At 66.4% G+C, this 12551-nt stretch carries 10 protein-coding genes and 1 pseudogene; all 11 read right to left on the bottom strand.

All coding sequences use genetic code 11. From position 1 onward, the window contains the following. Positions 1–344 precede the first annotated feature (344 nt). Positions 345–1481, bottom strand: a complete 1137-nt coding sequence (asd, locus tag OJJOAM_RS14335) for an aspartate-semialdehyde dehydrogenase (protein ID WP_150082706.1) — start codon at positions 1479–1481, stop codon at positions 345–347. A gap of 433 nt (positions 1482–1914) precedes the next feature. Next, positions 1915–2982, bottom strand: coding sequence for a 3-isopropylmalate dehydrogenase (gene leuB, locus OJJOAM_RS14330; protein ID WP_422648340.1), 1068 nt, complete (start codon positions 2980–2982; stop codon positions 1915–1917). An 80-nt stretch (positions 2983–3062) separates the two neighbouring features. Beyond that, entirely contained in the window at positions 3063–3713 is a 651-nt protein-coding gene (gene leuD, locus OJJOAM_RS14325) for a 3-isopropylmalate dehydratase small subunit (RefSeq protein WP_149316995.1), read from the bottom strand. A gap of 33 nt (positions 3714–3746) precedes the next feature. Next, positions 3747–5156 (bottom strand): 3-isopropylmalate dehydratase large subunit, encoded by a 1410-nt coding sequence (gene leuC, locus OJJOAM_RS14320; RefSeq protein ID WP_422648339.1) that lies wholly within the window; start codon positions 5154–5156, stop codon positions 3747–3749. A gap of 398 nt (positions 5157–5554) precedes the next feature. After that, positions 5555–7355, bottom strand: a pseudogene (locus tag OJJOAM_RS14315) (methyl-accepting chemotaxis protein). A gap of 186 nt (positions 7356–7541) precedes the next feature. Beyond that, positions 7542–8843 (bottom strand): citrate synthase, encoded by a 1302-nt coding sequence (gene gltA, locus OJJOAM_RS14310; RefSeq protein ID WP_422648338.1) that lies wholly within the window; start codon positions 8841–8843, stop codon positions 7542–7544. A 42-nt stretch (positions 8844–8885) separates the two neighbouring features. After that, positions 8886–9170, bottom strand: a complete 285-nt coding sequence (locus OJJOAM_RS14305) for a succinate dehydrogenase assembly factor 2 (RefSeq protein WP_422648337.1) — start codon at positions 9168–9170, stop codon at positions 8886–8888. Between the two features lie 52 nt (positions 9171–9222). After that, the gene (locus tag OJJOAM_RS14300) at positions 9223–9924 is read right to left on the bottom strand and encodes a succinate dehydrogenase iron-sulfur subunit (RefSeq protein ID WP_149316991.1); all 702 of its coding nucleotides are present in this window, start codon (positions 9922–9924) and stop codon (positions 9223–9225) included. A gap of 42 nt (positions 9925–9966) precedes the next feature. Next, entirely contained in the window at positions 9967–11745 is a 1779-nt protein-coding gene (gene sdhA, locus OJJOAM_RS14295) for a succinate dehydrogenase flavoprotein subunit (RefSeq protein WP_149316990.1), read from the bottom strand. A gap of 3 nt (positions 11746–11748) precedes the next feature. Then, positions 11749–12060, bottom strand: coding sequence for a succinate dehydrogenase, hydrophobic membrane anchor protein (gene sdhD, locus OJJOAM_RS14290; RefSeq protein WP_052511249.1), 312 nt, complete (start codon positions 12058–12060; stop codon positions 11749–11751). A gap of 66 nt (positions 12061–12126) precedes the next feature. Next, positions 12127–12537 carry a succinate dehydrogenase, cytochrome b556 subunit gene (gene sdhC, locus OJJOAM_RS14285; protein ID WP_174107535.1) on the bottom strand — a complete coding sequence of 137 codons (411 nt, stop codon included), beginning with the start codon at positions 12535–12537 and terminating at the stop codon, positions 12127–12129. Positions 12538–12551 lie beyond the last annotated feature (14 nt).

The raw sequence follows: 12551 nt of genomic DNA, 5'->3' as shown, positions 1-12551 counted from the left end.
GCGCACCTGCAGCGAACCGAGCGCCGCGGCGTGAGCGGCCGACGGCGGCAGCGCCTGGCTCAGCAGCACGCCGAGGGCGGCGGCCGCCAGCGCGTGGCGGCGCGGGCGGCGCGCACGGTGCGGATGGTTCGGCGTGGGGCGGCGGCGATGGTGGCTCACAGGGGACCTCATGCGGGGTGGGGGGTTCGACGGGCGATCGCGCGAAAGCACGGTATTGTGACCCAGGACCCCGACGGAACAATGTCCGGAAACGACGACGCCGCGCATCGGCGCGGCGTCGTTGGCCAGCGGGTGGCGCGGCGGCGGCCTGCATGTTGCCTTGCCGCAACGCCACCTCGGCGGGATCAGCTCTCGATCAGGATCCGCAGCATGCGGCGCAGCGGCTCGGCGGCGCCCCACAGCAGCTGGTCGCCGACGGTGAAGGCCGACAGGTACTCGCCGCCCATCTGCATCTTGCGCAGGCGGCCGACCGGGATCGTCAGCGTGCCGGTCACGGCGGCCGGCGTCAGGTCGGTCATGCTGGCTTCGCGGGTGTTCGGCACGACCTTGGCCCACGGGTTATGGGCGGCCAGCATGCCTTCGATCTCGTCCAGCGGCACGTCGCGGCGCAGCTTGATGGTCAGCGCCTGCGAGTGGCAGCGCATCGCGCCGATGCGCACGCACAGGCCGTCGACCGCGATCGGCGTGGCGCCGGTCGCACCGAGGAAGCCGTCGCCGCGGCCCAGGATCTTGTTGGTCTCGGCGCCGCCCTTCCATTCCTCGCGCGACACGCCGTTGCCCAGGTCCTTGTCGATCCACGGAATCAGGTTGCCGGCCAGCGGCACGCCGAACTGCTTCGTTTCCTCGCCGGACAGGCCGTGCTGGGTCGCCAGGATGGTGCGGTCGATCTCGAGGATGGCCGAGGCCGGATCGTCCAGCAGCGGCTTGACCGCGGCGTTCAGCGTGCCGAACTGGGTCAGCAGCTCGCGCATGTGCTGGGCGCCGCCACCCGAGGCGGCCTGGTAGGTCATCGAGGTCATCCACTCGACCAGGTCGTGCTGGAACAGCCCGCCCAGGCCCATCAGCATGCAGCTGACCGTGCAGTTGCCGCCGATGAAATTCTTGACGCCCTTGGACAGCGCGTCCTTGATCACACCCTGGTTGACCGGATCGAGCACGATGATCGCGTCGTCCTTCATCCGCAGCGACGAGGCGGCGTCGATCCAGTAGCCCTTCCAGCCCGCGGCGCGCAGCTTGGGGAAGACCTCGTTGGTGTAGTCGCCGCCCTGGGCGGTCAGCACGACGTCGCAGCGCTTGAGCGCCTCGATGTCGTTGGCGTCCTGCAGCGTGGTTTCGTTCTTCGCCATCGCCGGGGCCTTGCCGCCTGCGTTGGACGTGCTGAAGAAAACCGGCTCGATATGGTCGAAGTCGCGCTCTTCCTGCATGCGTTGCATCAGCACGCTGCCGACCATTCCTCGCCAACCGACGAGACCTACAATCATGACTAACCTCGGATGTGATTGAAACTTCCCCGCATTTTCCTCGCCCGGCGTGGCTGCGCGGGGAAGACGAGCAGGCACGACGAACGATCTAGGCGATCGTGGTTTTAATAATGGTTTTAATCGTCGTTGCGGTGATGGTGATGCGCGCACCCGCGTCCGCCGTCGCGCGCAGGGCGGCCGGCGAGGCGATGTCAGTCGGGAGGGACCGGGGGTTCGGGAGCATCGGCGCAGTCTACACGATTTTGCGGGGTTGGGCTGCGGTGTGGCGCGGCTGCCCTCTCCCCAGCCCCCCCCTCCCGCACGCGGGAGAAGGAGCACACCGAGAGCACAGGATCAGTGCCGAGGGTGTTCTTCCCCTCTCCGCTCGCGGGAGAGGGGCCGGGGGAGAGGGGCCGGGGGAACGGGTAGCCTCGGCGCCCCGCCCTGCGAGCCTTTACAGCGCCGCCAGCACGGCCTCGCCCATCTCGCGGGTGCCGACCTGCCTGCAGCCCGGCGTCAGGATGTCCGCGGTGCGGTAGCCCTGGGCCAGCACGGCCTTGACGGCGTTCTCGATGCGGTCGGCCTGCTCGGCCTTGTTCAGCGAATAGCGCAGCATCATCGCGGCCGACAGGATGGTCGCCAGCGGGTTGGCGACGCCCTTGCCGGCGATGTCCGGCGCCGAGCCGTGCGAGGGCTCGTACAGGCCCTTGTTGTTGGCGTCCAGCGAGGCCGACGGCAGCATGCCGATCGAGCCCGTCAGCATCGCGGCCTCGTCCGACAGGATGTCGCCGAACATGTTGCCGGTGACGATCACGTCGAAGCTCTTGGGCGCCTTGATCAGCTGCATCGCGGCGTTGTCGACGTACATGTGCGACAGCTCGACGTCCGGATACTCCTTCGAGACCTCGATCACGATGTCCTTCCAGAACTGGAACGTCTCCAGCACGTTGGCCTTGTCGACGCTGCACAGCTTCTTGCCGCGCTTGGCCGCGGCCTGGAACGCCACGTGGGCGATGCGGCGGATTTCCGGCTCGCTGTAGCGCATCGTGTCGAAGCCCTCGCGCGCGCCGGGGAACAGCCCGTCGGTCGCCGTGCGCACGCCGCGCGGCTGGCCGAAATAGATGTCGCCGTTCAGCTCGCGCACGATCAGGATGTCCAGGCCGGCCACCAGCTCCGGCTTCAGGCTCGAGGCGCCGGTCAGCTCGGGATAGCAGATCGCCGGACGGAAGTTGGCGAACAGCTGCAGATGCTTGCGCAGGCCCAGGATGGCCTGCTCGGGGCGCAGCGCGCGCTCCAGGCTGTCGTACTTCCAGTCGCCCACCGCGCCGAACAGGATCGCGTCGGCCTGCTGGGCGAGCTTGAGCGTCTCCTCCGGCAGCGGGTGGCCCTTGGCCTCGTAGCCGGCGCCGCCCACCGGCGCGGTTTCCATCTCGAACTTCTCGTCGAGCGCGTTCAGGACCTTGACGGCCTGTTCGACGATCTCGGGGCCGATGCCGTCGCCCGGCAGGACTGCGATCTTCATGCTGTGTTTGCCTTGTTGTCGTTTCGGTTCGTTGCAATGCGCGCGCGGCTCGGCGCGCGCTGCGCGGTGCTACGGCGGCGTCAGCCAACCAGCCGGTTGTTCAGCCACGGCATCTTCGTCACGCGCTCGGCCTCGAAGGCGCGGATCTTGTCCGCGTGGCGCAGCGTCAGGCCGATGTCGTCGAAGCCGTTCAGCATGCAGTACTTGCGGAACGGCGCGATGTCGAACTCGAAGCCGGCGCCCGACGGCGTGATCACGGCCTGGCGCTCCAGGTCGATGGTCAGCTGGTAGCCGTTGAAGGCATTGGTCTCGTTGAACAGCTGGTCGACCTGCGCCGCGGTCAGCACCACCGGCAGCAGGCCGTTCTTGTAGCAGTTGTTGAAGAAGATGTCGGCGAAGCTGGGCGCGATCACCGCGCGGAAGCCGTACTGCGTCAGCGCCCACGGCGCATGCTCGCGCGAGCTGCCGCAGCCGAAGTTCTCGCGCGCCAGCAGGATCGACGCGCCCTGGTAGCGCGGCTGGTTCAACACGAAGTCCGGGTTCAGCGGGCGCTTGCTGTTGTCCTGGCCGGGCTGGCCGACATCGAGATAGCGCCATTCGTCGAACAGGTTCGGGCCGAAGCCGGTGCGCTTGATCGACTTGAGGAATTGCTTGGGGATGATCGCGTCGGTATCGACGTTGGCGCGATCGAGCGGCGCCACCAGGCCCTTGTGTACAGTGAACTTTTCCATGGTCTCGTCCTTGGTTCCGGGGTCGGCGATGCGTCAGCCGAGCTGGCGGATATCGACAAAATGGCCTTCGATCGCGGCCGCCGCGGCCATCGCGGGGCTGACCAGATGCGTGCGGCCGCCGGCGCCCTGCCGGCCCTCGAAATTGCGGTTCGACGTCGAGGCGCAGCGCTCGCCCGGATCGAGCCGGTCGGCATTCATCGCCAGGCACATCGAGCAGCCCGGCTCGCGCCATTCAAAGCCGGCGGCCTTGAAGACCTTGTCCAGCCCTTCGCGCTCGGCCTGTTCCTTGACCAGGCCCGAGCCCGGCACCACCATCGCCAGCTTGACGTTCGAGGCGATGCGGCGGCCCAGCTTCTGCACCACCCAGGCAGCGGCGCGCATGTCCTCGATCCGGCTGTTGGTGCACGAGCCGATGAAGACCTTGTCGATGCGCACGTCCTGGATCGGCACGTTCGGCTGCAGGCCCATGTACTGCAGCGCGCGCTCGATCGCGTTGCGCCTGGTCGGGTCCTTTTCCTTGTCCGGATCGGGAATGCGGTCCTCGATGCTGATCACCATTTCGGGCGACGTGCCCCAGGTGACCTGCGGCCGCACTTCCTCGGCACGCAGTTCGACCACGCGATCGAAATGCGCGCCCGGGTCCGAATGCAGCGTGCGCCAATAGGCGACCGCCTGCTCCCATTCGGCGCCCTGCGGCGCGTAGGGACGGCCCTTGACATATTCGAGCGTGACGTCGTCGACGGCGATCAGGCCGGCGCGCGCGCCCGCTTCGATCGCCATGTTGCAGACCGTCATGCGCCCTTCCATGGTCAGGTCGCGGATCGCCGAGCCGGCGAACTCGATGGTGTAGCCGGTGCCGCCCGCGGTGCCGATCTTGCCGATGATGGCCAGCACGATGTCCTTGGCGGTGCAGCCGCGCGGCAGCTTGCCCTCGACCTTGACCAGCATGTTCTTCGCCTTCTTGCCCAGCAGCGTCTGCGTGGCCAGCACGTGCTCGACCTCGGAGGTGCCGATGCCGTGCGCCAGCGCGCCGAAGGCGCCGTGCGTGCTGGTGTGCGAGTCGCCGCAGACCACCGTCATGCCCGGCAGCGTCGCGCCCTGCTCCGGTCCGATCACGTGCACGATGCCCTGGCGGTGGTCGTTCATCTTGAACTGCGTGATGCCGTAGGCGTCGCAGTTGGCGTCCAGCGTGTCGACCTGCAGCTTCGAGATCGGATCGGCGATGCCGTGGCTGCGGTCGGTGGTCGGCACGTTGTGGTCCGACACCGCCAGGTTCGCGCTGATGCGCCACACCGGCCGCTCGGCCAGCTTCAGCCCTTCGAACGCCTGCGGGCTGGTCACCTCGTGCAGCAGGTGCCGGTCGATATAGAGCAGCGTGGTGCCGTCTTCCTCGACGTGCACGGTATGGTCGTCCCAGAGTTTGTCGTAGAGCGTCTTGGCCATGTCGCGGGGGGGCGGCGACAGCCTCGCCGAGGCGGGCCGGCACCGCTGATAGAAGTTGCGGGGAGGAGGTCTTCGCAGCGTCGTGAGCAGCGCGGGGCTGCGTGGCTGCGTTTGCTTGACTTCGGGGGGAATTATGCCGGAAACCCCGGCGAAACAAGGGTTTGCCGCCGCCGGCGATGTAATGTGATTGGCGAAAGGGGGGATTTCGCGGATGGCGAAAACGGGGTTTTGGCACCGGTTTCGACACCGCTCTTGAAGGCCCGTTTTGCAAGGCCGCGTTCTGCAAGGCCGTTTTTCAGGGCCGCTTTTCGGGGCCTTGCAGGGCAGGCGGCGGGCGGCGGGCGGCGGGGGGCTGCCCGCTCGCTCGCCCCTTCCCCTCCATCAAGCCGTCGATGCCCTCAATCCAGCCGGAACGTCCGCACCACGCCGGCCAGCCGGCCCGCCTGGTCCTGCAGCATCGTCGCCGCGGCGGTCGACTCTTCCACCAGCGCCGCGTTCTGCTGGACCATCTGGTCGAGCTGCCCCACCGCGGCATTGACCTCCTGGATGCCGCGCGACTGCTCCTGCGCCGCATGCAGGATTTCGGAGATGACCTGCGAGACGCTGTTCACGTTGCCGACGATCTCGCGCATGGTGCCGCCGCTGCGCTCCACCTGCTCGGAGCCCGCGTTGACGCTGCTGACCGTCGACTCGATCAGCGTCTTGATTTCCCCTGGCCGCCTGCGAGCTGCGCTGCGCCAGCGAGCGCACCTCGCCCGCCACCACCGCGAAGCCGCGCCCCTGCTCGCCGGCGCGCGCCGCTTCCACGGCCGCGTTCAGCGCGAGGATATTGGTCTGGAACGCGATGCCGTCGATCACGCCGGTGATGTCCGACACCTTGACCGCCGCCTGCTGCACGTCGCCCATGGTCTGGACCGCGGCGTCGATCGCCTGCCCGCCCTCGTTGGCGACCTGCCTGGCCTGCACCGACGAGCGCTCGGCCGCGCGGGCGGACGCCTCGGACTGCCCCACCGTGGCCGTGATCTGCTCCATCGACGCGGCGGTCTGCTGCAGGCTCGCGGCCGCCGATTCGGTGCGGCGCGACAGGTCGGCATTGCCGGCGGCGATCTCGTTGGCGGCCCCGTGCACGGCCTCGCTGGCATCGCGGATCTGCCGCATCACGCCGACCAGCTTGTCGGCGAAGGCGTTGAAGGCGCCGGCGATCTGCGCGACTTCGTCCTTGCCCTGCGCCGGCAGCCGGCGCGTCAGGTCGCCGTCGCCGCTGCCGATGGCCGCCATCGCATCGCGGATCGACGACAGGCGGCGGAACGAGACCGCGGTCACGGCCGCCATGATCAGCGCGGCGGCCAGCGCCACCACGACCAGCGAGATCACCGAGGCGACCAGCACCGAACGCATGCCGGCGGTGGCCTCGGCCTTGTCCAGCGCGATCACCGCCATCCAGTCCGTGCCCGGAACGGCGGTGACGCCCAGCAGCTTGGCCTCGTCGCCGACCATCACCTCCATCGGCGTGTCGATGCCCAGCTGCGCGGCCAGCTTGTCGCCGTCCAGGCCCGGAATCAGTTCGCCGATGGGCTTGAGCATCAGCTTGTCGTCGCCGTACGCGACGATCTGGCCGTTGCGCGACACCAGGATGCCGAAGCTGCTCGGGGTCGGATGGATCGAGCGCACGTTGTTGACCACGCCGTCCATCGGCACATTGCCGCCCACCACCGCGCGCAGGCGCCCGTCGCGGACGATCGGCACCGCGAATGTCACCACCATCTTGCCGGTACTGGCCGAGACGTAAGGCGGCGTGACCACCGGCTTGCCCGCGGCCGCGGCGAGCTTGTACCACGGCCGCGAGGTCGGGTCGAAGCCCGGCTTCACGCTCTCGGGATTGGAGAAATGGTGGCGCTTGTCGGGGTAACCGACGAAGGTGTTCAGAAACCCGCCGGCCTCGACGATCAGCTTCAGCACGGGGCCGGGGTCGTCCTGCAGCGCGACCTCGTGCATCGCCGCCATGCTGGCCGTATGGGCGGACACCCATTCGGCGATGGCATCGACATGGCCGGCCTGCACCGCGCGCAGGTTGTTGCGGATGGCTTCGTCGTTGTAGCGGGAGGCAACGAGGTGATTGACGAAGGCGTTGCAGACCAGCGCGACGACGACGATGGCGACGGAAAATCCAACGATGCGCGCGCGCAGCGAGGCAAACATGTGATTACCCCTTCTCTTGTGATGGGCCGGATGCAGACGATTGCTGCATCGATTTACGGCGCACCGGACGAAAGGGTTGAGTAGGGACAAATCCCTGTTCAGAAATCGCGCTCGCTAGCCGCGCCCCAAAAAAAAGCCCCGTGCCGGAGCACGGGGCGTTCTTCGACGCGGAACGGGAAGCGGGAATCAGCGCTTGCCCATCTCCGGCACGTCGCGGGTCGCGGCGCCGTTGAACAGCTGGCGCGGACGGCCGATCTTGTACTCCGGATCGGTGATCATCTCTTCCCACTGCGAGATCCAGCCCACGGTACGGGCCAGCGCGAAGATGCAGGTGAACATCGAGGTCGGGATGCCCAGCGCGCGCTGCACGATGCCCGAGTAGAAGTCGACGTTCGGGTACAGCTTGCGGCTGACGAAGTACTCGTCTTCCAGCGCGATCTTCTCGAGCTCCATCGCCAGCTTGAACAGCGGGTCGTTGTGCAGGCCCAGCTCGTTCAGCACCTCGTGGCAGGTCTCGCGCATCAGCTTGGCGCGCGGGTCGTAGTTCTTGTAGACACGGTGGCCGAAGCCCATCAGGCGCACGCCCGAGTTCTTGTCCTTGACCTGCTTGATGAACTCGCTGATGTTGTCGACGCTGCCGATCTCTTCCAGCATGTTCAGCGCCGCCTCGTTGGCGCCGCCGTGAGCCGGGCCCCAGAGGCAGGCCACGCCCGAGGCGATCGCCGCGAACGGGTTGGTGCCCGACGAACCGGCCAGACGCACGGTCGAGGTCGGGGCGTTCTGCTCGTGGTCGGCGTGCAGGATGAAGATGCGGTCCAGCGCGCGCTCGAGCACCGGGTTCACCTGGAACGGCGCGCACGGCGTGGCGAACATCATGCGCATGAAGTTGCCGGTGTACGACAGGTCGTTCTGCGGATAGATGTACGGCTGGCCGATGTTGTACTTGTAGGACATCGCGACCAGGGTCGGCATCTTGGCGATCAGGCGGATCGCCGAGATTTCGCGCTGGTGCGGATCGTTGATGTCCATCGCGTCGTGATAGAACGCGGACATGCCGCCCACCAGGCCGGTCAGCACGGCCATCGGGTGCGCGTCGCGGCGGAAGCCGCGCATGAAGAACTGCATCTGCTCGTGAACCATCGTGTGGTTCATCACGCGGCCGACGAATTCTTCCTTCTGCTTGGCGTTGGGCAGCTCGCCCTTGAGCAGCAGGTAGCAGACTTCGAGGAAGTCGCACTTCTCGGCCAGTTGCTCGATCGGATAGCCGCGGTACAGCAGTTCGCCCTTGTCACCGTCGATATAGGTGATACGGGAATTGCAGGAGGCCGTCGACATGAAACCCGGGTCGTAGGTGAACTTGCCGGTCTGGCCGTACAGCTTGCGGATGTCGATCACGTCCGGGCCGACGGTACCCTTGTAGATCGGCAGCTCGACGCTGGGGGACCCATCGGAGAACGATAGCGTGGCTTTCACATCGGACGGCGTCATGTCGGTTCCTTCAAATGCTAAGAATAATAGTGTTGACCAAACTCACATCGAGCGCAGCAGGCCTAGCAGCTTGCGCATCGGCGGCGTGTCGAGCTCACCGTCCAGCTCCTTGCGGGCAAGCAGCAGGTCCATCAACTCGTTGTCGCTGAGCTCGAGCAGCTCGCTCAGCGATGCCACGTCCTCGTCGGACAGGCTCTCCTCGTAACGGTTGAAAAAACGTTCGACGATGATGTCGTTCTCCAGCAGGCCGCGGCGCGCGCGCCAGCGCAGTCGCGCCCGCTTGTGCGGGTCGGCCTGATGGGAGAAAGTGGTGGGGTGATCCGTCATATGGCTTGGCCTTCACGGACGACGCCGTGGGGCGTCGTCCGGTCCAGCAGGTTCAGACCGCGCGGCGAACCATCAATTCCCGAATCTTGCCGATCGCCTTGGTCGGATTCAGTCCCTTCGGGCACACGTCCACGCAGTTCATGATCGTGTGGCAGCGGAACAGGCGATACGGATCGTTCAGGTCGTCCAGACGCTGGTTGGTGGCCTGGTCGCGGCTGTCGGCGATGAAGCGGTAGGCCTGCAGCAGGCCGGCCGGGCCGACGAACTTGTCCGGGTTCCACCAGAACGACGGGCACGACGTCGAGCAGCTCGCGCACAGAATACACTCGTACAGGCCGTCGAGCTCGTCGCGCTCTTCCGGCGACTGCAGGCGCTCCTTCTCGGGCGGCGGCTCGTCGTTGATCAGGAACGGCTTGATCGAGTGGTACTGCTTGAAGAACTGCGTCATGTCGACGATCAGGTCGCGCACGACGGGCAGGCCCGGCAGCGGACGCAGCACGATGCGGTCCGGCAGCTCGCGCATGTTGGTCAGGCAGGCCAGGCCGTTCTTGCCGTTGATGTTCATCGCGTCCGAACCGCACACGCCTTCGCGGCAGGAGCGGCGGAACGAGATGCTCTCGTCGAGCTTCTTCAGCTTGACCAGGGCATCGAGCAGCATGCGCTCGTGACCGTCGAGCTCGACCTCGTAGGTCTGCATGCGGGGCGCCGCGTCCTTGTCCGGATCGTAGCGGTAGACTTCGAAAATACGCTTCATTTCTGTGGGTCCTGTAGTCGTCTGTAGTCGCCTACGCGGTGCTTAGAAGGTGCGGGCCTTGGGCGGAACGCTTTCGACCGTCAGCGGCTGCATCTTGACCGGCTTGTAGTCGAGACGGTTGCCCTCGCTGTAGAACAGCGAGTGCTTGAGCCAGTTCTCGTCGTCGCGCGTCGGGAAGTCGCTGTGGGCGTGGGCGCCGCGCGATTCCTTGCGGGCCGCGGCCGAGATCATCGTGGCCTTGGCCACTTCGACCAGGTTGGCCACTTCCAGCGCCTCGACCAGCGCGGTGTTGAACACCTTCGACTTGTCCTTCAGGTGGATGTTGTCCGAACGCTCGGCCACTTCCAGGATGCGCTGCACGCCTTCGTCCATCAGCTTCTGCGTGCGGAACACGCCGGCGTGCGACTGCATGTTGCGTCGGATGTCGTTGGCGACGTCCTGCGCATACTCGCCCGACGAGGACGACTGCAGCTTGGCCAGGCGCGACAGCGCGCGGTCGGCGGCATCGGCCGGCAGCGGCTTGTGCTCCTTCTGCTTGAGCGCGGTCGAGATGATGTGGTTGCCGGCGGCGCGGCCAAACACCACCAGGTCCAGCAGCGAGTTGGTGCCCAGGCGGTTGGCGCCGTGCACCGACACGCAGGAGCATTCGCCGATCGCGTAGAAACCGTTGACGACCTCGTTGGGGTTGCCGTTCTTCGGCACCACGACCTGGCCGTAGTAGTTGGTCGGAATGCCGCCCATCTGGTAGTGGATGGTGGGCACGACCGGGATCGGTTCCTTGATCGCGTCGACGTTGGCGAACTTCAGGCCGATCTCGCGGATCGACGGCAGGCGCTTCATGATCTTCTCGGCGCCGACGTGGGTCAGGTCGAGCAGCACGTAGTCGCCGTTCGGACCGCAGCCGCGGCCTTCCTTGATTTCCTGGTCCATCGAGCGCGAGACGAAGTCGCGCGGCGCCAGGTCCTTCAGCGTCGGCGCGTACCGCTCCATGAAGCGTTCGCCGTCCTTGTTGCGCAGGATGCCGCCTTCGCCGCGCACGCCTTCGGTGATCAGCACGCCCGCGCCGGCCACGCCGGTCGGGTGGAACTGCCAGAACTCCATGTCTTCCAGCGGCACGCCGGCGCGCGCCGCCATGCCCAGGCCGTCACCGGTGTTGATGAAGGCGTTGGTCGACGCGGCGTAGATGCGGCCCGCGCCGCCGGTGGCGAACAGCGTGGTCTTCGCTTCGAGGATGTAGACCTCGCCGGTTTCCATTTCCAGCGCGGTCACGCCCAGCACGTCGCCGTCCTGGTCGCGGATCAGGTCCAGCGCCATCCATTCGACGAAGAAGTGGGTCTTGGCGCGGACGTTGCGCTGGTACAGCGTGTGCAGCAGCGCGTGGCCGGTACGGTCGGCCGCGGCGCAGGCACGTTGCACCGGCTTCTCGCCGTAGTTGGCGGTGTGGCCGCCGAACGGGCGCTGGTAGATCGTGCCGTCGGGGTTGCGGTCGAACGGCATGCCGAAGTGTTCGAGCTCGTAGACCACCTTCGGCGCTTCACGGCACATGAACTCGATGGCGTCCTGGTCGCCCAGCCAGTCCGAGCCCTTGACCGTGTCGTAGAAGTGATAGTGCCAGTTGTCCTCGCTCATGTTGCCGAGCGAGGCACCGATGCCGCCCTGCGCCGCCACCGTGTGCGAGCGCGTGGGGAACACCTTGGAGAGCACGGCGACGTTCAGGCCGGCTTCCGCGAGCTGGAGGGATGCGCGCATCCCGGCGCCGCCCGCCCCGACGATGACCACGTCAAAGCGCCGACGCGGCAATCCAGTCTTGACTGCGACCATGAATTACACCCTCCAGAGAATCTGAGCAGCGTAGCCCGCGCATCCGACGAGCCACAGAATCGTAAGAACTTGCAGCACGAGGCGAACCGCCATCGGCTTCACATAGTCCATCCAGATGTCGCGCACGCCGATCCAGGCGTGATAGAGCAGCGACAGGATCGTGACGAACGTCAGGATCTTCATCCATTGATTGGCGAACAGGCCCGCCCAGCCCTCATACGAGGCACCGTTCGACAACAGGAACGCCACCGCCAGCACGACGGTGTAGATCACCATCACCACGGCGGTCACGCGTTGGACCAGCCATTCCTTCATGCCGTAGTGGGCACCGACGACCAGACGCTTGGGACCGATATTGTTATTTGCCACCTTGCATGCTCCTCAAAACACGCCGAACAGCTTCAGACCGAACACGACGGTCAGAAGCAGGCTGACGATCAGCACGGCGATGGCCGACTTGGCCGACGACGGCTTGTCCACGCCGACGTGCATGTCCAGCAGGAGGAAGCGGATACCGGCGCAGAAATGATGCAGATAGCCCCAGATCAGAACCAGCAGAACCAGCTTGACGAAGCCACCGGACAGAAGGGCCGAGAACTTTGCGAAGCTCAGTTCGGAAGTGACGCTCTGCTCGAAGAGGTAGAGGATGAAAGGAAGGAGGAGGAACAGCAACGCACCGCTGACGCGATGCAGGATGGACACCTTGCCGGCCCAGGGCAACCGGTAGCGTGCGAGTTGCCCGATACCGATATTCCGGAACTCCGGCCTGGCTTGTTTGACGGCTTCAGCCATGCGAGACCCCATTA

The sequence above is a fragment of the Cupriavidus sp. H18C1 genome (assembly GCF_049311595.1).
GTDB lineage: Bacteria > Pseudomonadota > Gammaproteobacteria > Burkholderiales > Burkholderiaceae > Cupriavidus > Cupriavidus cauae.
Note: the sequence above shows the minus strand (reverse complement) of the source record. Positions and strands in the feature narration are given on the sequence as shown.

Bases quoted from the DNA above. Each gene is read 5' to 3' on its own strand.
- gltA (WP_422648338.1), bottom strand. From the start codon at position 8,843: ATGACGCCGTCCGATGTGAAAGCCACGCTATCGTTCTCCGATGGGTCC.
- OJJOAM_RS14305 (WP_422648337.1), bottom strand. From the start codon at position 9,170: ATGACGGATCACCCCACCACTTTCTCCCATCAGGCCGACCCGCACAAG.
- sdhC (WP_174107535.1), bottom strand. From the start codon at position 12,537: ATGGCTGAAGCCGTCAAACAAGCCAGGCCGGAGTTCCGGAATATCGGT.
- asd (WP_150082706.1), bottom strand. From the start codon at position 1,481: ATGATTGTAGGTCTCGTCGGTTGGCGAGGAATGGTCGGCAGCGTGCTG.
- sdhA (WP_149316990.1), bottom strand. From the start codon at position 11,745: ATGGTCGCAGTCAAGACTGGATTGCCGCGTCGGCGCTTTGACGTGGTC.
- leuD (WP_149316995.1), bottom strand. From the start codon at position 3,713: ATGGAAAAGTTCACTGTACACAAGGGCCTGGTGGCGCCGCTCGATCGC.
- leuB (WP_422648340.1), bottom strand. From the start codon at position 2,982: ATGAAGATCGCAGTCCTGCCGGGCGACGGCATCGGCCCCGAGATCGTC.
- sdhD (WP_052511249.1), bottom strand. From the start codon at position 12,060: ATGAAGGAATGGCTGGTCCAACGCGTGACCGCCGTGGTGATGGTGATC.
- OJJOAM_RS14300 (WP_149316991.1), bottom strand. From the start codon at position 9,924: ATGAAGCGTATTTTCGAAGTCTACCGCTACGATCCGGACAAGGACGCG.
- leuC (WP_422648339.1), bottom strand. From the start codon at position 5,156: ATGGCCAAGACGCTCTACGACAAACTCTGGGACGACCATACCGTGCAC.